37 protein-coding genes are annotated in these 23,789 nt (G+C 48.8%); all 37 read right to left on the bottom strand.

Translation table 11 applies throughout. From position 1 onward, the window contains the following. Positions 1-16: 16 nt before the first annotated feature. The 37 genes from rplQ to rpoC all read right to left on the bottom strand — a co-directional run bounded on the left by rplQ (position 17) and on the right by rpoC (position 23,719). Complete coding sequence (gene rplQ, locus D889_RS0111295) at positions 17-382, bottom strand: 50S ribosomal protein L17 (RefSeq protein WP_010632292.1); 366 nt, start codon at positions 380-382, stop codon at positions 17-19. A gap of 81 nt (positions 383-463) precedes the next feature. Beyond that, positions 464-1,408, bottom strand: coding sequence for a DNA-directed RNA polymerase subunit alpha (locus D889_RS0111290; protein WP_010632291.1), 945 nt, complete (start codon positions 1,406-1,408; stop codon positions 464-466). A 168-nt stretch (positions 1,409-1,576) separates the two neighbouring features. Then, positions 1,577-1,966, bottom strand: a complete 390-nt coding sequence (gene rpsK, locus D889_RS0111285) for a 30S ribosomal protein S11 (RefSeq protein WP_010632290.1) — start codon at positions 1,964-1,966, stop codon at positions 1,577-1,579. Between the two features lie 22 nt (positions 1,967-1,988). Then, positions 1,989-2,354 (bottom strand): 30S ribosomal protein S13, encoded by a 366-nt coding sequence (rpsM, locus tag D889_RS0111280; RefSeq protein ID WP_010632289.1) that lies wholly within the window; start codon positions 2,352-2,354, stop codon positions 1,989-1,991. Between the two features lie 16 nt (positions 2,355-2,370). Continuing rightward, entirely contained in the window at positions 2,371-2,484 is a 114-nt protein-coding gene (rpmJ, locus tag D889_RS0111275; RefSeq protein WP_010024581.1) for a 50S ribosomal protein L36, read from the bottom strand. A 38-nt stretch (positions 2,485-2,522) separates the two neighbouring features. Then, the gene (gene infA, locus D889_RS0111270) at positions 2,523-2,741 is read right to left on the bottom strand and encodes a translation initiation factor IF-1 (protein ID WP_010632288.1); all 219 of its coding nucleotides are present in this window, start codon (positions 2,739-2,741) and stop codon (positions 2,523-2,525) included. After that, on the bottom strand, positions 2,734-3,057 hold the full coding sequence (locus D889_RS0111265) for a KOW domain-containing RNA-binding protein (RefSeq protein WP_010632287.1): 324 nt from the start codon (positions 3,055-3,057) through the stop codon (positions 2,734-2,736). Before D889_RS0111265 ends, infA begins: the two co-directional genes overlap by 8 nt. 16 nt (positions 3,058-3,073) lie before the next feature. Then, positions 3,074-3,823 (bottom strand): type I methionyl aminopeptidase, encoded by a 750-nt coding sequence (map, locus tag D889_RS0111260; protein ID WP_010632286.1) that lies wholly within the window; start codon positions 3,821-3,823, stop codon positions 3,074-3,076. Then, on the bottom strand, positions 3,820-4,473 hold the full coding sequence (locus D889_RS0111255) for an adenylate kinase (protein ID WP_010632285.1): 654 nt from the start codon (positions 4,471-4,473) through the stop codon (positions 3,820-3,822). Before D889_RS0111255 ends, map begins: the two co-directional genes overlap by 4 nt. A 30-nt stretch (positions 4,474-4,503) precedes the next feature. Beyond that, complete coding sequence (secY, locus tag D889_RS0111250) at positions 4,504-5,790, bottom strand: preprotein translocase subunit SecY (RefSeq protein ID WP_010632284.1); 1,287 nt, start codon at positions 5,788-5,790, stop codon at positions 4,504-4,506. Next, positions 5,790-6,230 carry a 50S ribosomal protein L15 gene (rplO, locus tag D889_RS0111245; RefSeq protein ID WP_010632283.1) on the bottom strand — a complete coding sequence of 147 codons (441 nt, stop codon included), beginning with the start codon at positions 6,228-6,230 and terminating at the stop codon, positions 5,790-5,792. Before rplO ends, secY begins: the two co-directional genes overlap by 1 nt. A 29-nt stretch (positions 6,231-6,259) precedes the next feature. Beyond that, a complete protein-coding gene (gene rpmD, locus D889_RS0111240) occupies positions 6,260-6,448 on the bottom strand; it encodes a 50S ribosomal protein L30 (protein ID WP_010632282.1) in 189 nt (62 codons plus the stop codon). A 12-nt stretch (positions 6,449-6,460) separates the two neighbouring features. Next, positions 6,461-6,988, bottom strand: coding sequence for a 30S ribosomal protein S5 (gene rpsE, locus D889_RS0111235; RefSeq protein ID WP_010632281.1), 528 nt, complete (start codon positions 6,986-6,988; stop codon positions 6,461-6,463). 22 nt (positions 6,989-7,010) lie between these two features. Further along, complete coding sequence (rplR, locus tag D889_RS0111230) at positions 7,011-7,373, bottom strand: 50S ribosomal protein L18 (protein ID WP_010632280.1); 363 nt, start codon at positions 7,371-7,373, stop codon at positions 7,011-7,013. Positions 7,374-7,419: 46 nt separating this feature from the next. Beyond that, complete coding sequence (gene rplF, locus D889_RS0111225; protein ID WP_010632279.1) at positions 7,420-7,959, bottom strand: 50S ribosomal protein L6; 540 nt, start codon at positions 7,957-7,959, stop codon at positions 7,420-7,422. A 27-nt stretch (positions 7,960-7,986) separates the two neighbouring features. Next, positions 7,987-8,385 carry a 30S ribosomal protein S8 gene (gene rpsH / locus D889_RS0111220; protein ID WP_010632278.1) on the bottom strand — a complete coding sequence of 133 codons (399 nt, stop codon included), beginning with the start codon at positions 8,383-8,385 and terminating at the stop codon, positions 7,987-7,989. Positions 8,386-8,417: 32 nt separating this feature from the next. Next, positions 8,418-8,603: a type Z 30S ribosomal protein S14 gene (locus D889_RS0111215; protein WP_010632277.1), complete on the bottom strand. Its 186-nt coding sequence runs from the start codon at positions 8,601-8,603 to the stop codon at positions 8,418-8,420. Positions 8,604-8,627: 24 nt separating this feature from the next. Next, positions 8,628-9,167 (bottom strand): 50S ribosomal protein L5, encoded by a 540-nt coding sequence (gene rplE / locus D889_RS0111210; RefSeq protein WP_010632276.1) that lies wholly within the window; start codon positions 9,165-9,167, stop codon positions 8,628-8,630. Positions 9,168-9,196: 29 nt separating this feature from the next. Beyond that, positions 9,197-9,505, bottom strand: coding sequence for a 50S ribosomal protein L24 (gene rplX / locus D889_RS0111205; RefSeq protein WP_026039106.1), 309 nt, complete (start codon positions 9,503-9,505; stop codon positions 9,197-9,199). 43 nt (positions 9,506-9,548) lie between these two features. Continuing rightward, the gene (gene rplN, locus D889_RS0111200) at positions 9,549-9,917 is read right to left on the bottom strand and encodes a 50S ribosomal protein L14 (RefSeq protein WP_010632274.1); all 369 of its coding nucleotides are present in this window, start codon (positions 9,915-9,917) and stop codon (positions 9,549-9,551) included. Positions 9,918-9,960: 43 nt separating this feature from the next. Next, complete coding sequence (gene rpsQ, locus D889_RS0111195; protein WP_010632273.1) at positions 9,961-10,230, bottom strand: 30S ribosomal protein S17; 270 nt, start codon at positions 10,228-10,230, stop codon at positions 9,961-9,963. A 16-nt stretch (positions 10,231-10,246) separates the two neighbouring features. Continuing rightward, positions 10,247-10,450 carry a 50S ribosomal protein L29 gene (rpmC, locus tag D889_RS0111190; protein WP_010632272.1) on the bottom strand — a complete coding sequence of 68 codons (204 nt, stop codon included), beginning with the start codon at positions 10,448-10,450 and terminating at the stop codon, positions 10,247-10,249. Continuing rightward, entirely contained in the window at positions 10,440-10,874 is a 435-nt protein-coding gene (gene rplP, locus D889_RS0111185) for a 50S ribosomal protein L16 (RefSeq protein ID WP_010632271.1), read from the bottom strand. The genes rpmC and rplP overlap by 11 nt, the downstream gene beginning before the upstream one ends. Positions 10,875-10,876: 2 nt before the next feature. Continuing rightward, positions 10,877-11,536 (bottom strand): 30S ribosomal protein S3, encoded by a 660-nt coding sequence (gene rpsC / locus D889_RS0111180; protein ID WP_010632270.1) that lies wholly within the window; start codon positions 11,534-11,536, stop codon positions 10,877-10,879. Between the two features lie 3 nt (positions 11,537-11,539). After that, complete coding sequence (gene rplV, locus D889_RS0111175) at positions 11,540-11,881, bottom strand: 50S ribosomal protein L22 (protein WP_010632269.1); 342 nt, start codon at positions 11,879-11,881, stop codon at positions 11,540-11,542. Positions 11,882-11,898: 17 nt separating this feature from the next. Further along, positions 11,899-12,180, bottom strand: coding sequence for a 30S ribosomal protein S19 (rpsS, locus tag D889_RS0111170; RefSeq protein ID WP_010632268.1), 282 nt, complete (start codon positions 12,178-12,180; stop codon positions 11,899-11,901). A gap of 36 nt (positions 12,181-12,216) precedes the next feature. Beyond that, positions 12,217-13,047, bottom strand: a complete 831-nt coding sequence (gene rplB, locus D889_RS0111165; RefSeq protein ID WP_010632267.1) for a 50S ribosomal protein L2 — start codon at positions 13,045-13,047, stop codon at positions 12,217-12,219. A gap of 28 nt (positions 13,048-13,075) precedes the next feature. Beyond that, positions 13,076-13,369, bottom strand: coding sequence for a 50S ribosomal protein L23 (gene rplW, locus D889_RS0111160; RefSeq protein ID WP_010632266.1), 294 nt, complete (start codon positions 13,367-13,369; stop codon positions 13,076-13,078). Further along, on the bottom strand, positions 13,369-13,992 hold the full coding sequence (gene rplD / locus D889_RS0111155; protein WP_010632265.1) for a 50S ribosomal protein L4: 624 nt from the start codon (positions 13,990-13,992) through the stop codon (positions 13,369-13,371). The genes rplW and rplD overlap by 1 nt, the downstream gene beginning before the upstream one ends. A gap of 17 nt (positions 13,993-14,009) precedes the next feature. Beyond that, on the bottom strand, positions 14,010-14,648 hold the full coding sequence (gene rplC / locus D889_RS0111150) for a 50S ribosomal protein L3 (RefSeq protein ID WP_010632264.1): 639 nt from the start codon (positions 14,646-14,648) through the stop codon (positions 14,010-14,012). Positions 14,649-14,677: 29 nt separating this feature from the next. Then, the gene (gene rpsJ / locus D889_RS0111145; RefSeq protein WP_010024543.1) at positions 14,678-14,986 is read right to left on the bottom strand and encodes a 30S ribosomal protein S10; all 309 of its coding nucleotides are present in this window, start codon (positions 14,984-14,986) and stop codon (positions 14,678-14,680) included. Positions 14,987-15,328: 342 nt separating this feature from the next. Continuing rightward, positions 15,329-16,516: an elongation factor Tu gene (gene tuf, locus D889_RS0111140; RefSeq protein ID WP_010632263.1), complete on the bottom strand. Its 1,188-nt coding sequence runs from the start codon at positions 16,514-16,516 to the stop codon at positions 15,329-15,331. A 120-nt stretch (positions 16,517-16,636) separates the two neighbouring features. After that, positions 16,637-18,715 (bottom strand): elongation factor G, encoded by a 2,079-nt coding sequence (gene fusA / locus D889_RS0111135; RefSeq protein WP_010632262.1) that lies wholly within the window; start codon positions 18,713-18,715, stop codon positions 16,637-16,639. 34 nt (positions 18,716-18,749) lie between these two features. Then, positions 18,750-19,220: a 30S ribosomal protein S7 gene (gene rpsG, locus D889_RS0111130; RefSeq protein WP_010632261.1), complete on the bottom strand. Its 471-nt coding sequence runs from the start codon at positions 19,218-19,220 to the stop codon at positions 18,750-18,752. Positions 19,221-19,248: 28 nt separating this feature from the next. Then, the gene (gene rpsL, locus D889_RS0111125; RefSeq protein WP_010632260.1) at positions 19,249-19,662 is read right to left on the bottom strand and encodes a 30S ribosomal protein S12; all 414 of its coding nucleotides are present in this window, start codon (positions 19,660-19,662) and stop codon (positions 19,249-19,251) included. 98 nt (positions 19,663-19,760) lie between these two features. After that, positions 19,761-20,012 (bottom strand): 50S ribosomal protein L7ae-like protein, encoded by a 252-nt coding sequence (locus tag D889_RS0111120; protein ID WP_010632259.1) that lies wholly within the window; start codon positions 20,010-20,012, stop codon positions 19,761-19,763. 80 nt (positions 20,013-20,092) lie between these two features. After that, positions 20,093-23,719, bottom strand: a complete 3,627-nt coding sequence (gene rpoC / locus D889_RS0111115) for a DNA-directed RNA polymerase subunit beta' (protein ID WP_010632258.1) — start codon at positions 23,717-23,719, stop codon at positions 20,093-20,095. Positions 23,720-23,789 lie beyond the last annotated feature (70 nt).

Below are 23,789 nucleotides of genomic sequence, written 5' to 3'. Positions count from 1 at the left end.
CGTAGTCTTCATTCACTTATTTAACCAGTTCAATGATTGCTTCTTCCGCGCCGTCGCCCTTGCGAGGGCCGACTTTCAGAACACGTGTATAACCGCCCTGGCGGTCTGCGTAACGTTTGGCAATATCATCGAACAGTTTCTGTACGGCATTCTTGCCGGCTTCCGTATCCGCTACTTCGTTTCTTACAAAAGCAGCTGCCTGCCTGCGGGCATGGAGATCGCCGCGTTTTGCCAGTGTAATCATCTTTTCGATGATTGGCTGAACGGCCTTGGCCTTGGAATGCGTTGTCTGAATGCGTTCACTAATAATCAAATCGGTTGTCAGATCACGGAACAGCGCTTTTCTCGCAGCCGAATCACGGCCCAGTTTTGCGTATGCCATGCACCTGTACCTCCTTTTTCAGTCCTGATTCTTTCTTTTTTGCGCAAAAAAGAAATGTTTTTCCATGTCACTTTACACCATTCAATCTTCTGTTCTCAGTCCGAGACCGAGATCATGAAGCTTTTCTTCGACTTCTTCAAGAGATTTGCGGCCCAGATTCCTGACTTTCATCATATCTTCCTCGGACTTCTGCGTCAATTCCTGAACCGAATTGATCCCTGCACGTTTCAGGCAGTTATAGGAGCGAACTGAAAGATCCAGTTCCTCGATGGTCATTTCCAGCACTTTTTCCTTTTTATCTTCTTCTTTTTCGATCATAATCTCAGCCTTCTGAGCCTGATCGGTCAGACCGATAAAAATGTTCAAGTGCTCGGAAAGGATTTTTGCACCGAGCGATACAGCTTCTTCCGGACGAATACTGCCATCGGTCCACACATCGAGTGTCAGTTTGTCATAATTGGCAACCTGGCCGACTCTCGTCTTTTCCACCTGATAGTTGACACGTTCAATCGGTGTATAAATCGAATCGATCGGAATGACACCGATCGGATTTTCTTCCGACTTGTTACCTTCCGCTGGTACATAACCACGGCCTTTTTTGGCAATCATCCTGACGTGGAAATGTGCATTCTTATCCAGAGTAGCGATTTCGAGTTCCGGGTTCAGAATTTCGACATCACTATCATGAATAATATCGGCAGCTGTCACTTTTCCTTCTCTTTGTACGTCGATTTCCAATGTCTTTTCTTCATCTGAATAAAGCTTAAGCGCAAGCTTCTTGATATTCAGAATAATCGCCGTTACATCCTCAACAACGCCTTCGATGGTGGAAAATTCATGAAGCACCGTATCAAACTGAACGGTTGTAACAGCCGCGCCCGGAAGGGAAGAAAGCAAAATTCGACGTAAAGAATTGCCCAGAGTCGTACCATACCCACGTTCGAGCGGTTCAACAACAAACTTGCCGTAGCTTCCATCGTCTGCAAGCTCAACCGTGTCGATCTTTGGTTTTTCGATCTCAATCATCAAATAAGAACCCTCCTTCAAAACGTCGAAATGGTGACCGGGAAGCAACCCGGTCAGAATTTCCCGCTGTATTCTTCTTTAGGCTTACGGCCTGCTTCTCTCAAACGTATCATCCAAATATAATAGTAGCATTATAAACAGATTGTTTTCAGACTATACGCCTGCAGATCAAACACGGCGACGTTTCGGCGGACGGCAGCCATTATGCGGGATCGGTGTCACGTCACGGATGGTCGTGACTTCAAGACCAATCGCCTGAAGCGCACGAATTGCCGCTTCACGACCGGCACCCGGACCTTTGACAGAGACTTCGATCGTCTTCATGCCGCTGTCTAGAGCACTCTTGCCTGCCGCTTCTGCTGCAGTCTGTGCCGCATAAGGTGTAGATTTTCTGGAACCCTTGAATCCCTGGCCTCCGGCGCTGGCCCATGAAATGGCGTTGCCGTGGGGATCAGTGATCGTGACAATCGTATTATTGAATGTCGAACGAATATGTGCTACCCCGTTTTCGACATTTCTCTTGACACGGCGTTTACGCGTACGAACTTGTTTAGCCATAGATGTTTAAACCCTCCTTCACTTATTTCCTTTTATTTGCCATCGTGTGCTTCGGACCCTTGCGTGTACGTGAATTGTTCTTCGTATTCTGTCCGCGAACCGGAAGACCGCGGCGATGACGAATTCCTCTGTAAGAGCCGATTTCGATCAGCCTCTTAATGTTTAAAGACACTTCACGGCGCAGATCGCCTTCAACACGATAATGATCCACAACTTCACGGATACGTGTCTGTTCCTCTTCAGTCAGATCGCGAACGCGTGTATCTTCAGAAACCTTTGCTTCTGCAAGGATTTTTTTGGCAGTAGTCAACCCGATACCATAAATATAGGTCAGAGAAATGACGACTCTTTTTTCTCTGGGAATATCAATACCTGCAATACGAGCCATGCGTCAAAACACCTCCTTAACCTTGTCTTTGTTTGTGCTTGGGATTTTCACAGATGACCATAACAACGCCCTTACGACGGACGATCTTGCACTTTTCACACATTTTCTTTACTGAAGGTCTTACTTTCATTGCTAAATCCTCCCTTATACACCGCAGAGCAGCTACGGTTATTTGTGTCTGAACGTGATACGTCCACGGGATACATCGTATGGAGACAGTTCCACAGTCACTTTGTCACCGGGGAGAATACGGATGTAGTGCATCCGAATTTTTCCGGAGACATGGGCCAGTATCTTATGTCCGTTTTCCAATTCTACACGAAACATTGCATTCGGCAGTGGTTCTACGACGGTGCCTTCAACTTCAATGACATCTTCCTTAGCCATCGGCTGATTCACCCTTCCTTATATTACTGGAGCTTTCATCCAGAAAGTGAGCGATCGCAAACCGGAGTTTGCCGTTTGTGACACGTCCGGTTTCACGCAGACTCTTCTGAACTTCGGCAGATACATATGTCTGAAGATCAAGATGGCTGATGTTTTTCTTTTTTGCATTGTCGAACTTCCGTCTGTCACCATCGGCGATTTCAACCAGCCGGTGATCAAGCAGACGTACAATCACAAAATAAGAACCGGTTTCTTTCCCTCTTAATACCCGAGCAAGCTGGCCGGGGACAGGCAAAGGAGCCTGATCACTACCCATCAATCATCACCTTCACTTATTGCTTTGTCAAGATTTCATTACCATTTTCTGTAACAACCAATGTGTGTTCATCATGTGCCCCATATTTTCCATCCTGTGTCTCAATTGTCCAACCGTCGTCCTCAACCATCCAGATATCGCGGCGGCCCTCATTGATCAGTGGTTCGACAGCGAGAACCATTCCAGGTTTTAAAACCGGACCATGACCGGCAGCACCGTAATTCGGCACTTCCGGTTCTTCATGGAGCTCTGATCCCACACCGTGACCGGTTAATTCGCGAACGACAGAAAAGCCATAGGACTCTGCACACTGCTGAACGGCATGGGAAATGTTTGTCAATCGTGCCCCGGGGACCGCTTCAGCAATTCCGCAGCGCAGCGCTTCGCTCGTTGCTTCAAGCAGTCTGCCGGTAATCTCGGAAATTTCACCGACGGGATATGTCCAGGCAGAATCGGCGTGGAAGCCTTCATATCTTGCACCGATATCGATGCTGATGATGTCTCCCTCCTCAAGCCTGTACGGTCCCGGGATGCCGTGAGCTAGCTGATGATTAACGGATGTACAGATGCAGTGTGAATAACCGTCGTAGCCTTTAAAAGATGGTTCCGCACCCGCCTGCCGGATCGCGCGCTCTGCGAGCAGGTCAAGTTCGCCGGTTGTCATACCCGGTACAATCGATCGTTTCAATAGTTCAAGTGTTTCAGCGACAATTGCGCCGGCGCACCGGATTTTGTTGATTTCCCGGCCGGTTTTCAAATGAATCACTGAGCGATCGCACCAAGCACACGGGAAACTTCTTCAAATACCCGATCAATCGGCTGATCGCCGTTGATCTTCTTCAGCACGTTTTTCCCTTTATAAAATGTAACAAGCGGTTTCTGCTGCTTAATGTTGACTTCCAGCCGTTCATGAACCGTTTCCTCACGGTCATCCGGACGCTGGGTCAGTTGACCGCCGCACCTGTCACAGACACCCTCTTTTTTCGGGGGGTTGTAGGTGACATGATAGCTGGCCCCGCAATTTGCACAAACGCGCCGCCCGGTCAGCCGGGCCAGAAGATGCTCTGCATTCACATCGATGTACAGCACTGCATCAATCTGGCTCTTCTCTTTGGTCATGATCGCGTCAAGCGCTTCGGCCTGTGAAACCGTCCGCGGGAAACCGTCAAGCAGGAAACCTGCTTTGCAATCATCTTGGCTGAGCCGTTCGCGTACAATGCCGATGGTTACCTCATCGGGAACAAGATCGCCTTTGTCCATGAATGATTTAGCTTGTTTGCCAAGCGCTGTACCATTCTTGATGGCTGCACGAAACATATCCCCTGTGGATATGTGCGGCATGCCGAACTTAGCAACGATCTGATCCGCCTGAGTACCCTTTCCGGCTCCGGGAAGACCCATTAAAATGAGATTCATGTCTCCACCTCCTGACCTTTCAGCAGCCGATTATCTTCTGATAAATCCCTGGTAATTTTTCTTCACCAGCTGACTCTCAATTCTTTTCATCGTATCAAGAGCAACACCGACAACGATCAGCAAACTCGTGCCGCCGATTCTGGCACTCGCCGGCAGATTCCCGATCTCTCCGAAAACGATGGGAAGCAGTGAAATCACGGCAAGAAAAATAGCTCCGAGAAAAGTCAGACGGTACAGGATCCGGGTAATATACTTCTCCGTATTCTTCCCGGGACGAATACCCGGAATATAACCGCCCTGCTCACCTAAATTTTTTGCCATCTTTTCAGGGTTTACCTGAACAAATGTATAGAAATAGGTGAATGCGATAATCAGTGCCGCGTAGATGACCATCCCATAGACTGTTGAATAGTCAAAGATCTTAGTGATCCAGCCGGTCACCGCATTCTGGTGAAAGAACTGGGCAATTGTCGGCGGTGTGATCATCAGAGAAATGGCAAAGATAACAGGGATGACACCTGCTGCATTTACCTTGATCGGAAGATGAGCTGGTTCAACGCTGTATGTCTTTGTTCCGATTGTCCGCTTCGCATATTGAATCGGAATCTTTCGCACCGCCTGCTGAACATAAATCGTTCCGACGACGATCAGGAGAACGATGAAGGCGATCGCCAGTACACCGAGAATTTCCATGAAGGAATTCGCTGCACCGGAGAATCGCTGAACATAGATCTGATTGATCGCTGTCGGGATTCGTGCAACAATACCGGCAAAAATCAGGATCGAGATCCCGTTTCCTACACCATACGCTGTGATCTGATCGCCGAGCCACATCAAAAATGCAGTACCGCAAGTCAGAACAAGCGCGATGATCAGAAACGACCAAATATTCGGATTGGCCACGAGACCCTGAAATCGCGAATTAAATGAATATGACAGGCCAAGGGCTTCGATAAAGCCGAGGACGATGGTCCCATAACGGGTTAGCTGATTCAGTTTCCGTCTGCCCATTTCTCCCTGCTTCGACCATTCGGTCAGTTTAGGCACAACATCCATCTGCAGGAGCTGTACGATAATTGAAGCAGTGATGTAAGGCATGACACCCATTGACAGAATTGAGAAGTTCTGAAGGGCGCCGCCTCCGAACGTATTGAACAAGCCGAATGCACTGTTGTCACTGATGTTAATCAAGTTCGTATTAATATCCGGGACAGGAATAAACGTGCCGATCCGGAAAATAACAAGCATAATCAGCGTGAAAATTACTTTTTTCCTGATTTCGGCTTCTCGCCACATACTGGAGAGCACTTGAAACATCAGATCACCTCAATGTTTCCGCCTGCAGATTCAATAGCTTCTTTGGCAGAAGCAGAAAATTTAGTCGCCTTAACCGTTAATTTGGCTGCAAGTTTGCCCTCGCCCAGAATCTTAACACCATCATTCAGCTTCTTGATGACTTTCTTGTCAAGCAAGAGTGCTGGTGTAACCTCTGTGCCGTTTTCAAACTGATTCAGTTTTTCAACGTTGACAATGGTGTAAACCTTGCGAGTAGGGTTCTTGAATCCCTTTTTCGGCAACGTCTGGAGCAGAGGCAGCTGGCCGCCTTCAAATCCGGGACGAATCTTACCGCCCGAACGAGATTTCTGTCCTTTTTGGCCTCTGCCGGATGTTTTGCCAAGTCCGGATCCATAGCCGCGTCCCACTCTTCTTCTTGCGAACCGTGAACCTTCGGCCGGTTTCAATTCATGGAGCTTCATCTTGGCACCTCCTTTATTTTTAATCCCTATCAGTCGTTCAGTTCATGCACATCGAGCAAATGTGCTACTTTGTTAATCATGCCGCGGATCGACGGATTGTCTTCCTGGACAACCGTCTGATACGTTTTCCGTAATCCCAGTGTTTTGACGGTAACACGCTGGGATTCGGGGCGGCCGACAATGCTGTGTTTGAGGGTGATTTCCAGTTTCTTCGCCATTTTGTTCCCTCCTTATCCCAGCAACTCTTCAACAGACTTGCCGCGAAGTTTGGCAACATGTTCTGCCTGCTTCAGGCTCTTCAGCCCGGCAATCGTCGCACGAACCATGTTGATCGGATTGTTCGAGCCAAGGGATTTTGAAAGAATATCCTTCAGGCCGGACAGTTCGAGCACGGCGCGGACAGGTCCGCCGGCGATGATTCCGGTACCGGCTGAGGCCGGTTTCAACAGAACACTGCCTGCTCCGGAATGTCCGACAACCTGATGCGGAATCGTTGTATTTACAATGGCGACACGGAAGACATTCTTCTTAGCGTCTTCAATCGCCTTACGGATGGCTTCCGGAACTTCGTGTGCCTTGCCCATACCGAAGCCTACTCTGCCCTTTTTATCGCCGACGATGACCAGTGCTGCAAAACGGAAACGACGTCCGCCTTTGACAACCTTGGCAACACGGTTGATCGTCACCACGCGTTCTTCAAATTCGGATTTATTACGATCTGATTTACGATCTGATTTGTTACGATCATTGTAAGCCATGGATTCCCCTCCTTTTTTATTGTTAGAATTTCAATCCGGCTTCACGGGCGCCGTCGGCAACGGCTTCAACCCGGCCATGATAGAGATAACCGCTCCGGTCAAAGACAACCGTTTCAATGCCCTTTTCCAGAGCTTCTTTTCCGATTGCTTCGCCGACCTTCTTGGCAGCTGCTACATCACTGCCCTTCTCCAGCCCGAGTGCTTTATCGAGCGAAGAAGATGACGCCAGCGTAATGCCCTTTGAATCGTCAATCAGCTGTGCATAAATGTTTTTGGATGAACGAAAAACATTCAGGCGCGGACGTTCACTCGTGCCGACAACACGATGACGAACATGCATATGCCTTCTCTGGCGAATTAAATTCTTATCCTTCTTGGTAATCATGTATGTGTCGCTCCTTCCTTACTGTGACTTTCAGGATGCCGGTGCATTATTTCTTACCGGTCTTTCCTTCCTTACGACGTACATGTTCGCCTTCATAGCGAATACCTTTGCCCTTGTAAGGTTCAGGTGCGCGAACCGAACGAATATTTGCAGCAACCTCACCGACACGCTGCTTATCGATGCCGCTGACGGTGATTTTGTTATTTTTGTCAACACTGAGCTCAATTCCAGCTTCAGGAACGATTTCAACCGGATGAGAATAGCCGACGTTCAGGACCAGGTTCTTCCCCTGCTTGTTCGCACGATAGCCGACACCGACCAGCTCAAGGTTCTTTGTAAATCCCTTGGTCACACCTTCAACCATATTGCTGATCAGGCTGCTTGTCGTGCCGTGCAGTGCGCGGTGCTGGTTCGAATCATCAGGTCTTTCAACCTTGATTTCGTTGCCTTCCTGCTTGATGATCATATCCTGATGAAAAGTCCTTGAAATTTCTCCTTTCGGGCCTTTCACCGTAACAGTCTGACCATTTAAGGTGACTGCCACACCTTCCGGAACTACCGTAGGTCTTAATCCAATACGAGACATGTGTACACCTCCTGTCCTCTCTCTTGCTTACCAGACGTAGGCAAGAACTTCTCCGCCAACATTCTGCTGACGGGCTTCTTTATCCGTGATGATGCCCTTTGATGTCGAAACAATAGCGATTCCAAGACCGCCGAGAACTTTCGGAACTTCATCGGCTTTCGCATAAACGCGAAGTCCTGGCTTGCTGATCCTCTTCAGGCCGGAAATGACTCTTTCTTTACTCCCACCATACTTCAGGAATAAACGAAGCACTCCCTGCTTGTTGTCTTCGATATATTCAACATCTTTGATGAAGCCTTCACGTTTCAGAATCTCAGCGATTTCTCTCTTCACTCTGGAACCAGGCAGCTCAATCTGTTCATGGCGAACAATATTTGCGTTGCGGATACGTGTCAGCATATCTGCAATCGGGTCTGTCATGACCATGCAAAACGACCTCCTTCCCTGTTGCTTGAATTTTACCAGCTGGATTTCTTGACTCCGGGAATCTGTCCTTTGTGGGCAAGTTCACGGAAGCATATCCGGCATAATTTAAACTTTCTCAGAACCGAATGCGGGCGACCGCAGCGTTCGCAGCGGGTGTACTCCTGCACTTTGAACTTCTTCGGTCGGTGTGCAGAGACAAGCATTGATTTCTTTGCCAATATGGATATCCTCCTTATCGGAAATTATTTTACAAACGGCATACCAAGCAGCGTCAGCAGCGCAGATGCCTCTTCATCGGTCTTGGCGGAGGTCACAATAACAATGTCCATCCCGCGAACCTTATCGACCTTGTCATAATCAATTTCCGGGAAGATCAGCTGTTCGCGGATACCCAGAGTATAATTTCCACGTCCGTCAAATGCTTTCTTCGAGATGCCGTGAAAATCACGAACTCGAGGAAGTGCAACGGTGATCAGCTTGTCAAGGAAATCGTACATACGATCTTTCCTGAGCGTAACCTTAGCACCAATAGCAACTCCTTCACGAAGTTTAAATGCCGCAATTGACTTCTTGGCCCGTGTAATGACCGGTTTCTGACCGGACAGCGCCGTCAGATCTTCAACAGCACTGTCAAGAACTTTTGAATTATGAACGGCTTCACCGACACCCATATTAATCACGACTTTCTGGATGGACGGCACCTGCATAATAGATGTGTATTTGAACTTCTCAATTAAAGCCGGTACAACTTCTTTTGCATACTTTTCTTTGAAACGGCCCATGAGTTTCCCTCCTTTCACAGACATAAAGATCAGTCGATAACTTCGCCTGATTTTTTTGAAACGCGTACTTTCTTGCCGTCTACTATTTTGTGACCTACACGTGTAGGCTTATTGGTTTTCGGATCAACCAGCAACACATTTGATACATGAATCGGCGCTTCGTGTTCGATGATACCGCCCTGAGGGGCAGCCTGAGTCGGCTTGGAATGTTTTTTAACAACATTGACGCCTTCGACAGTCACACGCTCCTTCGCCGGATAAGCAGCAAGAATGACACCTTGCTTGCCTTTATCCTTACCGGAAATGACCTGAACCTTATCGCCTTTTTTTACATGCAGTTTTGCCATGCTGACGGACACCTCCTTTTCCTTAACGTCGGAATCACAGTACTTCCGGTGCAAGTGAAACAATCTTCATAAACTGATTATCACGAAGTTCACGGGCAACCGGTCCGAAGATACGTGTTCCACGCGGGCTCTTGTCATCCTTGATCAAAACGACAGCGTTCTCGTCAAACCTGATGTAAGAACCATCCGTTCTTCTGACACCGTGACGGGTGCGGACGACAACAGCTCTGACCACTTCGCCCTTCTTGACAACGCCACCTGGTGTAGCCTGTTTAACAGTAGCCACGATCACATCGCCAATATTGGCCGTCTTTCTTCCTGAACCGCCGAGTACTTTAATCGTCAGTACTTCGCGGGCACCGGAATTATCGGCCACTTTCAAACGGCTTTCCTGCTGAATCATTACTTGCGACCTCCCTTCGATCTTCGACACTCACGCCGGAAGATCAGATAATAACGGATTCTTCAACGATTTTCACAAGACGAAAACGTTTATCCTTCGAAAGCGGGCGAGTTTCCATAATTTCCACAATATCGCCGACTTTAGCCTGATTCTTTTCATCATGTGCTTTGAATCTCTTCGAATAGTTAACGCGTTTGCCGTACAGACGATGGTTCTTATAAGTTTCAACCAGAACCGTAATGGTCTTATCCATCTTATCGGAAACCACACGACCGGTCAGTACTTTGCGCGAATTGCGTGTTTCTTCAGCCATTCAGATAACCTCCTTCTCAGCCGTTCTGGACATTCAGTTCACGTTCACGCAAAATGGTTTTTGCGCGAGCTATTGATTTGCGAACTTCACGAATACGGGCAGGATTTTCCAATTGTCCGGTTGCTAACTGAAAACGCAGATTAAACAATTCCTCTTTCAAAGACTTGATATTCTGTTCAACCTCGTCAGTGGATAACTTACGAACTTCTTCAGCCTTCATTTGCGTCACCATCCACTTCTACGCGTTTCACAATTTTCGTTTTAATCGGCAGTTTGTGGCCGGCCAGTCTCAATGCTTCATTGGCCACTTCTTCGCTAATGCCGCCGACTTCAAAAAGAACACGTCCGGGCTTAACAACTGCAACCCATCCTTCCGGGGCACCCTTACCGGAACCCATGCGGACATCAAGCGGTTTCTTCGTATATGACTTCTGCGGGAAAATTTTGATCCAGACTTTTCCGCCACGTTTCATAAAACGGGTCATGGCGATACGGGCAGCTTCGATCTGACGGCTTGTGATCCATGCAGATTCCAGAGCCTGAAGTCCGTATTCACCAAAAGTTACCGTAGCGCCGGCCTTTGTTTTGCCGCGCATTCTTCCACGGTGCTGACGGCGATACTTTACACGTTTAGGCATTAACATAATTATCTGCCTCCTTCCTTAGTGTTCGTTCCTTTCGTCGGAAGGACCTCTCCGCGATAAATCCATACCTTAACACCGATTCTGCCGTAAGTTGTGGCAGCTTCAGCTGTACCATAGTCGATATCGGCACGCAGTGTATGCAGTGGAACAGTACCTTCACTGTAATCTTCGGTCCTTGCCATATCGGCACCGCCCAGACGTCCTGCACACTGAGTTTTAATGCCCTTTGCGCCTGCTCTCATTGCTCTCTGAAGCGTCTGCTTCTGAGCACGTCTCCAGGAAATACGTCCTTCAAGCTGACGGGCAATATTCTCGGCAACAAGCTTGGCATCAAGATCAGCCTGCTTAATTTCGAAAATATTGACATGAACTTTCTTACCGGTCAGATCGTTCAGTGCTTTTCTGAGTTCTTCAACTTCAGATCCGCCCTTGCCGATGACCATGCCTGGTTTTGCCGTTTTGATCGTGATGTTGATCCGATTTGCGGCGCGTTCCAGTTCAATTGACGAAACAGCAGCATCTTTCAGTCTGTTTTCAATATACTTACGGATCCTGATATCTTCGTGAAGATATTCCGCATAATTCTTGTCAGCATACCATTTGGATTCCCAGTCACGGATGACTCCGATGCGGAACCCAATCGGATTAATTTTCTGACCCACGCATTATCCCTCCTTCTTTTCCGATACGATGATTGTGATGTGGCTTGTGCGTTTGTTGATCTTGCTGGCACTGCCCTTCGCACGGGGACGAAAACGTTTCAGAGTTGCGCCTTCATCGACAAATGCTTTTTCAACATAAAGATTATCGGTATCCATATCGTAATTATGTTCTGCGTTCGCAACTGCAGATTTCAAAACTTTTTCAATGATCGGTGAAGCGGCTCTTTGCGTGTTCTTCAGAACCGCAAATGCATAGCCGACCTCCTTGCCCCTGATAAGATCAATGACCAGACGAGCCTTACGAGGAGCAATGCGAATTTGTTTGCCTACAGCTTTTGCTTCCATCATCGTTCCTCCTTTCCTTAGCGAACTGATGTTTTCTTATCCGAGGCGGCATGCCCGCGGAACGTTCTTGTCGGAGCGAATTCGCCAAGCTTGTGTCCGACCATGTCTTCAGTAATATAAACCGGTACATGTTTGCGGCCGTCATAAACGGCAATGGTCTGACCGATAAAATCAGGGAATATGGTAGAGCGGCGGGACCAGGTCTTGATCACTCTTTTTTCGTCTTTTTCGTTTAATGCAACAACCTTTTTCATCAGATGTTCATCAACAAAAGGTCCTTTTTTCAGGCTTCGGCTCATGAATAGACCTCCTTTCGACTAAATGTCGATCACTTATTATTTTTTACGATGTCTGATAATAAACTGTTCAGAAGCATTCTTCTTAGAACGTGTCTTGTAACCCATCGTCGGCTTGCCCCAGGGAGACATCGGCGACTTTCTTCCGACAGGGGCCTTACCTTCACCACCACCATGCGGATGGTCGTTCGGGTTCATGACGGAACCACGTACTGTCGGGCGAACGCCTTTCCAGCGGGAACGTCCGGCCTTTCCGATGGATACCAGACCGTGTTCCAGATTCCCGACCTGTCCGATTGTCGCACGGCAAGTTTCGAGAATCTTTCTGACTTCGCCGGAGACAAGACGTACAATGATGTATTTGCCTTCTTTACCAAGAATCTGGGCAGAAGCACCGGCTGAGCGAACAAGCTGGCCGCCCTTTCCCGGCTTCAGCTCAATATTATGAACTGTTGTACCAACCGGAATATCCTTAATGGGAAGTGCATTCCCGGGTTTGATATCTGCTTTCTCTCCGGATTCGATTTGCGTGCCTACCTTGATTCCCTGAGGAGCAAGGATATAGCGTTTTTCGCCGTCCGCATAGTGAACCAAAGCGATATTGGCTGTCCGGTTCGGATCATATTCGATCGAAACAACCTTTCCCGGCACGCCGTCTTTATTCCGTTTGAAGTCGATGATACGGTACTGGCGCTTGTGACCGCCGCCCTGATGACGAACGGTCAGTTTGCCCTGATTATTGCGGCCTGCCCTGTGCGGCAGTGGTGTTAACAATGTCTTTTCCGGCGTTGCAGTCGTAATCTCCGCAAAATCGAGCGAACTCATATTTCTGCGGCCTGCAGACGTCGGTTTGTACTTTTTAAGTGGCACGATCACTTACCTCCTTCTTCAGTAGTCCTTATTTACCTGAAAGAAAATCCAGTTCTTTGCTGTCCGGTGTCAATGTCACTACAGCCTTCTTGCGTTTGGATGTAAAGCCTGAATACCGGCCGTAGCGTTTCGGTTTGCCCTTGACGGTAATTGTGTTAACTTTAACGACTTTAACATCAAATATCGACTCAACGGCACGCTTGATTTCCGATTTATTCGCATGAATCTCGACATCGAATGTATATTTCTTATCGGCCATCTGGTTGGTTGTCCGTTCAGTCAGCACTGGGCGTTTGATGATTTCGCGCGGATCCTTATTCATTATCCGAGCACCTCCCCAAGCTTTTCGGCGGCTTCCTTGGTGACGATCAGTTTGTTATGGGCTACAACATCCAGAACATTGACTTCTTCTGAAGTCAGTACTTTCACTCCTGGAATATTGCGTGCTGAAAGAGCGACTGCCGGATCTGCCTCGTTTGTGACAAACAGAGCTTTTTCAGATACGGACAGGTTCTTCAGTACAGTAACAAATTCTTTGGTTTTCGGTGCATCCAGCTTGAGATTGTCCAGAACGATAAGATCGCTGGTTCCTACTTTGTCGGAAAGTGCTGAGCGAATGGCCAGCCTTCTGACCTTTTTAGGAAGTTTGTAAGCATAGCTGCGCGGTGTCGGTCCGAAAACGGTGCCGCCGCCTACCCACTGCGGCGAGCGGATAGAGCCCTGGCGTGCGCGGCCTGTGCCTTTCTGGCGCCATGGCTTGCGGCCGCCGCCGCGGACTGCGGAGCGATTCTTTACAGCATGCGTACCCTGGCGCTGCGATGCCTGCTGCATAACGACAGCCTGATAGAGTACATGCTCATTAGGTTCGATACCATAAACGGAATCCGGCAGATCGACGTTTCCTACTTCGGTACCTTTCTGATCAAATACGGTTAATTTCGGCATGGAAGCATCCTCCCTTCTTATTTATCTTCTACTGCTTTGCGAGCAGATTTGATGGTAATATAACTTTTGTTTGCTCCCGGAACGTTTCCTCTGATCAAAATCAGCTTGCGTTCTGCGTCAACTTTTGCAATGACCAGGTTCTGAACGGTGATTCTCTCTCCGCCCATACGTCCGGCCAGTTTTTTTCCTTTAAACACACGGGCCGGGTCAATAACGCCCATAGAACCCGGACGGCGATGGTAGCGAGAACCATGTGCCATCGGTCCGCGTGACTGATTGTTCCGTTTGATCGGGCCCTGATAGCCTTTGCCCTTTGAAGTACCGGTGACATCAACAACGTCCCCAGCCTTGAACGTTTCTGCTGTGACTTCCTGTCCGAGTTCAAAATCGTCCAGGTTCACGTTGCGGATTTCCTTAATGAAGCGCTTAGGTTCTGCCTTTGCTTTGTCGGCATGACCTTTCGCCGGTTTTGTGATGCGTGATGTCTTGGTATTGTCGAAGCCCAGCTGTACAGCTTCATAGCCGTCCGTCTCGACGTCCTTCTTCTGGAGGACAACATTACCCGATACATCAACAACCGTTACCGGAACTGCATCACCATTTTCAGCGAAGATCTGTGTCATGCCAATCTTCTTGCCTAAGATTCCTTTTGCCATTTGTTACACCTCCCATACAATGAACTGTTTTATAACTTGATTTCGATGTCGACGCCTGACGGCAGGTCCAGTCTCATCAATGAATCGACGGTCTGCGGTGTCGGCTCAACAATATCTACCAGACGTTTGTGTGTACGCATTTCGAACTGTTCACGTGAATCCTTGTATTTGTGGACCGCACGAAGAATCGTGTAAATCGATTTTTCAGTCGGCAGCGGAATCGGACCGGATACCTTTGCACCGGAACGCTTTGCTGTTTCCACGATTTTCTCAGCAGATTGATCCAGAATGCGATGATCATATGCCTTCAGACGAATGCGAATCTTTTGTTTTGCCATGTTACATTCCCTCCTTTTTTCGTCCATTTTTCAAAAACAGACTTGCTCCACGAAAATTTCCGGATACCCCGCCTTGGCAAAGGAGCCGGGTGTATCCGCAACCTCTCGCATCATCGCTGCAAACCAACTCAATCTATTATACCTTGCATCAATAGTGAAATCAAGGCATAGAGCGGCCTTCTTCAGTGACTTAACTATTATAAAGAATTAATCGGTCAAGATCAAGCGGTCGGACACTTTCTGCTTCTACAGGATTATTTTTAATAAACTTTTTGAAAAAAATTGCAACAAAAAAGCGCCTCTATGAAGAGACGCTTTTCAAAGAATTACCTGAGTCTTGAATCAGCCTTCGATTTCAGATACAGATCCGGCACCGACTGTACGGCCGCCTTCACGAATCGTAAACTTGGTTCCTTTTTCAATGGCGATCGGAGCGATCAGTTCAACATCCATGTTGACATTGTCGCCAGGCATAACCATTTCAGTTCCCTCAGGCAGTGTGATTGTTCCAGTAACGTCTGTCGTTCTGAAATAGAACTGCGGACGATAGTTGGTGAAGAACGGAGTATGACGGCCGCCTTCTTCTTTCTTCAGGACATAAACCTGAGCCTTGAATTTCTTGTATGCTGTAACGGTACCTGGTTTGATCAAAACCTGGCCACGTTCTACGCCGTCGCGGTCAATACCACGAAGCAGCGCACCGATGTTATCGCCGGCTTCGGCAAAGTCCAGCGTCTTACGGAACATTTCAACACCGGTAACAACCGTTTTCTTAGGAGCATCAGTCAGACCGAGGATTTCAACTTCATCACCGATCTTGACTTCACCACGTTCAACACGGCCGGTGGCAACAGTACCACGTCCGGAAATTGAGAAGACGTCTTCGACAGGCATCAGGAACGGCTTGTCATTATCACGGACAGGTGTAGGAATGTAGCTGTCTACAGTGTCCATTAGTTCCTGAATGTGCTTCTGTTCTTCAGGATCGCCCTGCAGTGCTTTCAAAGCAGAACCTTTGATAACCGGAACATCGTCACCCGGATAACCGTATTCGCTCAGAAGATCGCGAACTTCCATCTCAACCAGTTCGAGCAATTCAGGATCGTCGACCTGATCCGTCTTGTTCAGGAAGACAACGATTGCCGGAACACCGACCTGGTGAGCCAGCAGAATATGTTCGCGAGTCTGAGGCATCGGGCCGTCAACAGCGGATACGACAAGAATCGCACCGTCCATCTGAGCAGCACCGGTGATCATGTTCTTGACATAATCGGCATGCCCTGGGCAGTCAACATGTGCATAGTGACGTTTTTCTGTTTCATATTCAACGTGTGCCGTTGAAATCGTAATGCCACGTTCCTTTTCCTCAGGCGCACCGTCGATGGAATCATAGGCGCGTGCTTTGGCCAGACCTTTCTTGGCAAGTACAGCGGTAATGGCTGCAGTCAATGTCGTTTTACCGTGGTCAACGTGACCAATGGTACCGATGTTAACATGCGGCTTTGTGCGTTCATAGTGTTCTTTAGCCATGGATTTATAATCCTCCCTTTATTAAATGCGAGTTTGAATTTATATGCAGTAAGGATTCGGCAAGTTTCATCTGCCATCTTCCTTAGCTTACAATAAAAAGCAAAGTGTGACAATCTGAGGTTATTCTCCGGTTGCCTTCTTAATAATGTCTTCACTGACACTCTTCGGAACCTGTTCATAGTGATCGAATTGCATCGTGAATGTACCTCGACCCTGAGTTGATGAACGAAGGGAAGTCGCATAGCCGAACATTTCAGCCAGCGGAACATGCGCATCAACAGCCTGGGCACCCTGACGTGCTTCCATTCCATCAACGCGGCCACGCCGGCTGGTGATATCGCCCATGATATCGCCAAGGTATTCCTCAGGCATATTGACCTCGACCTTCATGATCGGTTCAAGAATAACCGGTGCACAGACATTCTTCGCAGCCTTCAAAGCCATCGAAGCGGCAATCTTGAAGGCCATTTCACTGGAATCGACATCATGGTAAGAACCGTCGACCAGGCTGGCCTTGACATCGATAATCGGATAGCCGGCAAGCAGCCCGTTCTGCAGGGATTCCTTCAACCCGGCTTCAACAGCAGGGATGTACTCACGCGGAACGACGCCTCCGACAATCTTGTTCTCGAATACGAATCCTTCGCCCTCTTTAAGCGGCTCGAACTCGATCCATACATGTCCGTATTGGCCATGGCCACCGGACTGACGGATAAACTTGCCTTCCACTCTGCCCGATTTGGTCAATGTTTCCCGGTAAGCAACCTGAGGTGCCCCGACGTTCGCGTCAACTTTGAATTCACGGCGCAGACGGTCAACAATGATATCCAGATGAAGTTCACCCATACCACCGATGATGGTCTGTCCGGTTTCATCATCCGTATGTGTCTTGAATGTCGGATCCTCTTCGGCCAGCTTTGCCAGTGCAATACCCATCTTATCCTGGTCGGCTTTCGACTTTGGTTCGATGGCTACATGGATAACAGGATCCGGGAAGTCCATGGATTCCAGAACAACCAGATGATCTTCATCACACAGGGTATCACCTGTCGTCGTGTTTTTCAAACCTACCGCCGCAGCGATATCACCGGAGTAAACTTTCTTGATTTCACTTCTGTGGTTGGCATGCATGAGCAGAATACGACCGAGACGTTCGCGAACGTCCTTTGTTGAGTTCTGAATGTAGGAACCGGCATCTGCCGTACCTGAATAGACACGGAAGAAAGTCAGTTTCCCGACGAACGGGTCTGTCATAACTTTAAAAGCCAGTGCCGAGAACGGTTCGTTGTCGTCGGCAACACGTTCGGTTTCTTCACCGCTGTCGGGATCCGTACCTTTGATCGGCGGAACATCCAGTGGTGAAGGAAGGTAGTCGATTGTGGCATCCAGAACGTGCTGAACACCTTTGTTCTTAAATGCCGTGCCGCAGAGAACCGGGAAGAATTTCACTTCACAGGTCGCTTTACGGATGGCTGCCTTCAGTTCGGCGACCGAGATGTCGTCGCCGTTCAGATATTTCTCCATGATGTTGTCATCGACATCAGCGACGGCTTCGATCAGTTTTGTGTGGTACTCTTCGGACTGTTTCTTGTACTCATCAGGAATCTCTTCAGCTTCAACAATCGAGCCCATTTCATCTTCATAGATATAAGCTTTCATGTTTACCAAATCGATTTCGCCTTTATATTTGTCTTCGGCACCCATTGGCAACTGGATCGGATGGGCATTTGCCTGCAGACGCTCGTGCAGCGTTTTACAGGAATAAAGGAAATCTGCACCAATCTTATCCATTTTGTTGACAAAGACAATTCTCGGAACACCATATGTCGTTGCCTGACGCCATACGGTTTCAGTCTGCGGTTCAACACCGGACTGAGCATCCAGAACCGTTACGGCACCGTCAAGGACACGCAGCGAACGCTCTACTTCAACAGTGAAGTCGACGTGTCCCGGGGTATCAATAATATTGATCCGATAGCCCTTCCACTGTGCCGTTGTCGCAGCGGAAGTGATGGTGATACCACGTTCTTTTTCCTGATCCATCCAGTCCATCTGTGAAGCCCCTTCATGGGTTTCACCGATTTTGTGAATACGTCCGGAATAGTAGAGAATACGTTCCGTTGTTGTCGTCTTTCCGGCATCAATATGCGCCATGATACCAATGTTACGTGTCTTCTCAAGGGGAAAATCCCGCGCCATGAGTTTTCACTCCTTCCTCAGTGCGAGTATTAGATTACCAGCGATAATGTGCAAAAGCCTTGTTGGCTTCCGCCATCTTGTGCATATCTTCGCGCTTTTTGACAGATGCACCGGTATTGTTCGACGCGTCGATAATTTCATTGGCGAGCCGTTCGATCATCGTCTTTTCACCGCGAAGTCTTGAATAATTAACCAGGTAGCGCAGGCCGAGTGTCGTCCGGCGTTCCGGGCGTACTTCAACCGGCACCTGATAGTTCGAACCGCCGACTCGACGTGCCTTAACTTCGAGTACAGGCATGACGTTTTTCAGCGCCTGTTCGAATACTTCCATCGGTTCGTGGTTTGTGCGTTCCTTAATCAGATCGAAAGACTGATAAAGGATTGTCTGTGCTTTGCCTTTCTTGCCGTCTTTCATCAGCCGGTTGATTAACCGGGTAACCAGCTTAGAATTGTACAGCGGATCAGGCAGAACATCCCGTCTTTCAACAGGTCCTTTTCTTGGCATGATCATTCCTCCTTCCCGGTTTTAATGATTATTTTTTCGGTTTCTTTGCGCCGTACTTTGAACGGCCTTGCTTACGGTCAACAACACTGGCAGTATCCAGCGCGCCGCGAATGATGTGATAGCGCACACCAGGAAGATCCTTGACACGGCCGCCGCGGATCAGAACAACACTGTGTTCCTGAAGGTTGTGTCCGATTCCGGGGATGTATGCGTTGACTTCAATGTTATTCGAGAGACGGACACGGGCATATTTACGAAGTGCAGAGTTCGGCTTCTTAGGTGTCAGCGTGCCGACACGTGTACATACACCGCGTTTCTGCGGAGCAAAATCATCCGTCAGTGCCTTTTTGAAACTGTTATATCCCTTGTTCAGAGCAGGTGCAGTTGACTTTTTGATTTTGGACTTGCGTCCCTGGCGAATTAATTGATTGATTGTTGGCATTTCCTGTTCCTCCTTTCAAGATTCTAAACCCACTGATCCAGGCGGTTCTTTTTCGCGCAAAAAAGTGTTTTTGCAAAAGGAATCCTTCTGCAAAAACATTATCTTTTTATTGCAACAGCTGATGCGCCCACTTCAATGCCACAAGCCTGGCCCAGCTTCTTCATTGAGTCTACAGAGTAAACGGGCACATTCATTTCTTCCGCTAGTGTCAGCACTTTATTCGTGACACGAACATCCGCATCCTGAGCAATGACAACCTCTTTAACAAGATTTTCTTTCAGTGCCTTCAGCGACTGCTTCGTGCCAATAATAATTCCGTTCTCTGCTTGTGTCACTTTTTCATAAGACATCAGGCCAAATCCTCCAAAGCAACATTGTTCAAGAGCACTCGAATATAATAGCATCCGGGATTCGCCCTTGTCAACACCTGTCAGCTCTCCTGGTTGATTAATTCATCGTGTTTCTGCTGTTCATCGGCAGGAGCAGCTGCCTCATCAGCTGTCTGAACTTCAATATTGCGATATTTCGGCATGCCGGTTCCGGCAGGAATCAGTTTGCCGATCGTCACATTTTCCTTCAGGCCAATCAGATCGTCGGTTTTGCCCTTGATTGCCGCATCCGTCAGGACACGCGTGGTCTCCTGGAAGGATGCCGCCGACAGGAAGGACTCTGTCTCAAGTGCTGCCTTGGTAATACCGAGCAATACAGGACGGCCGGTTGCGGGAACCTTCCGATGGAGCAGCACTTCACGGTTGTCGTCTTTAAAGCGATGAATATCGAGCAGCGCACCCGGCAATACAGATGTATCGCCGCCGTCAATCACACGGATCTTGCGGATCATCTGACGCACCATGACTTCGACGTGCTTATCTCCAATTTCAACACCCTGCATCCGGTAAACTTTCTGGACTTCGCGGAGCAGATAGTTCTGGACGCCGCGCAGGCCGACAACATGAAGCAGCTCTTTTGGATCAATGGATCCGGCGTTCAGCGGATCGCCGGCCTTGACCTCGCTCCCCTCGGCAACCTTCATACGGGCGCTGAGCGGAATGGTATAGGATCTTGTTTCAAGATTACCTTTGACAGTGATCTCTCTCCTGTCCTTTTGTTCCGTAATCGATGTCACGACACCGTTAATCTCCGAAATCGTCGCCTGCCCTTTCGGATTACGCGCTTCGAAAAGTTCCTGAATACGTGGAAGACCTTGTGTGATGTCATCTCCGGCAACACCGCCGGTATGGAACGTGCGCATGGTCAGCTGGGTACCGGGTTCACCGATCGACTGAGCCGCAATGATACCGACAGCTTCGCCGACTTCGACTTCGGAACCTGTCGCCAGGTTGCGTCCATAGCACTTTCTGCAGACACCATGCCGCGTCTCACAGGTGAATACCGAACGAATCTCTACCTCTTCGATCCCTGCATTGACGATCTTGTTTGCGGTCTCCTCATTAATCAGCTCATCGCGCTTAGCCAGGACTTCACCTGTGTTCGGATCGTAAACCGTCTTGCTGGCCGTACGGCCGACCAGACGATCATACAGACTCTCGATTTCTTCAGTGCCTTCGCGAATAGCGCGGACAACGAGACCACGGTCAGTACCGCAATCGTCTTCACGGACAATAACGTCCTGAGCCACATCGACGAGCCGCCGTGTCAGGTAGCCTGAATTGGCCGTTTTCAGTGCTGTGTCGGCCAGCCCCTTGCGTGCACCGTGTGTCGAAATGAAATATTCCAGCACGGTCAAACCTTCACGGAAACTGGAGATAATCGGCAGTTCGATGATTCGGCCGGATGGGTCGGCCATCAGCCCGCGCATCCCGGCAAGCTGTGTGAAGTTCGATGCGTTACCACGGGCACCGGAATCACTCATCATGAAAATCGGGTTTGTCTTGGCCAGCGAATCCATCAGCTTCGACTGAATCGTATCTTTTGCATCGCTCCAGATACCGACGACGCGTTCATAACGCTCATCTTCAGTGATCAGGCCACGACGGAACTGCTTCATGACTTTGCCGACATTTTCCTCGGCTTTGTCCAGTATTTCCTGCTTCTCAGGAAGCACGATAACGTCGGAGACACCGACCGTGATCCCGGCTTTTGTGGAATACTTGAACCCAAGAGCTTTCAGCCGGTCAAGGAATTTAGATGTTTCCGTCACTTTATACTTTTTAAACACTTCAGCGATAATATGTCCGAGATAGCCCTTCTTGAACGGTGGAATCTCGTCTCTTGAAGCAATTTCACTGACAATATCGGTACCCATCGGCACAAAGTATTTATCCGGGGTTTCCACCTGCAGATTATGATCTGTCGGTTCGTTAATGTACGGGAACGAAGGTGGAAGAATCCGGTTGAAAATCAGTTTCCCGACCGTAGTCAGCAAATATTCGTGATTTTGCTTTTCGGTGAACGTCGGATTATGTGTCGATGCAGCCGGAATGGCAATCCGTGTATGCAGATGCACAAATCCGTTTTGATAGGCCAGCAGCACTTCGTTCGAATCCTTGAAGATTTTGCCTTCACCAACAGCCCCTTTACGTTCCAGGGTCAGATAATAATTCCCCAGCACCATATCCTGTGACGGTGTAACAATCGGCTTGCCGTCTTTCGGATTAAGGATATTCTGGGCACCAAGCATCAGCAGACGGGCTTCGGCCTGAGCCTCCGTAGACAGGGGCACATGCACCGCCATCTGGTCGCCGTCAAAGTCCGCGTTATAAGCGGTGCAGACCAGTGGATGAAGGCGGATGGCGCGGCCTTCAACGATCCTCGGTTCAAATGCCTGAATACCGAGCCGGTGCAGCGTCGGCGCACGGTTGAGCAGAACCGGATGTTCCTTAATGACATCTTCGAGGACGCCCCAGACTTCCGGGCTCACCTTTTCTACCTTGCGCTTGGCACTCTTAATATTATTGGCAATCTTGCGGCTGACCAGTTCTTTCATGACGAAAGGTTTGAACAGCTCAAGTGCCATTTCTTTTGGAAGCCCGCACTGATACATCTGCAGGCTCGGACCTACGGCAATAACCGATCGGCCGGAATAGTCGACACGTTTGCCGAGCAGGTTCTGACGGAAACGTCCTTGTTTCCCTTTCAGCATATGGGAAAGAGATTTCAGCGGACGGTTCCCCGGTCCGGTGACCGGACGTCCGCGGCGACCGTTGTCAATCAGCGAATCGACCGCTTCCTGAAGCATCCGCTTTTCATTTTGAACGATGATGCTTGGTGCGCCCAATTCAAGCAGCCGTTTCAACCGGTTGTTCCGGTTGATCACGCGGCGATAGAGATCATTAAGATCCGATGTAGCAAACCGGCCGCCGTCCAGCTGAACCATCGGACGCAGTTCCGGCGGGATCACCGGCAGTACGTCAAGAATCATCCAGGACGGTTCATTTCCAGATTCACGAAATGCTTCGACAACTTCCAGACGTTTGATCGCCCGGGTACGTCTTTGTCCCTGAACATTTTTCAACTCATCCTGAAGTGCTGCGGATTCTTTATCCAGATCCACTTCCTGAAGCAGCTTCTTAATAGCCTCTGCGCCCATGCCGGCTTTAAAGGCCTTGCCGTACTTTTCACGATAGCTTCTGTATTCCTTTTCAGAAAGCAATTGTTTCTTCTCAAGCGGTGTGTCACCAGGCTCGGTGACCACATAAGAAGCAAAGTAGATGACTTCTTCGAGTGCCCTCGGGGACATGTCCAGAAGCAACCCCATACGGCTCGGAATGCCCTTGAAGTACCAGATATGAGAAACAGGGGCTGCCAGTTCAATGTGTCCCATTCTTTCTCTTCTGACCTTGGCGCGGGTGACTTCAACACCGCAGCGGTCACAGACGACGCCTTTGTACCTGACGCGTTTGTATTTCCCGCAGTGGCATTCCCAGTCCTTCGTCGGTCCGAAAATGCGTTCACAGAACAAACCGTCCTTCTCCGGCTTGAGGGTCCTGTAATTGATCGTCTCCGGCTTCTTGACTTCACCATGGGACCAGGACCGGATTTTATCCGGCGATGCTAAACCGATTTTCATATACTCAAACTTGTTAACATCCAGCAAGGGGGCAACCTCCCTTATATTTTCAGTCTTTGGCAATCATGCCATCATTGCTTCGCCGAGCTGTCTTTCA

Origin of the sequence: Sporolactobacillus vineae DSM 21990 = SL153 (genome assembly GCF_000377985.1) — a bacterium.
In the GTDB taxonomy this organism is placed as follows: domain Bacteria; phylum Bacillota; class Bacilli; order Bacillales; family Sporolactobacillaceae; genus Sporolactobacillus; species Sporolactobacillus vineae.
This window is presented reverse-complemented; position numbering and strand designations above follow the sequence as displayed.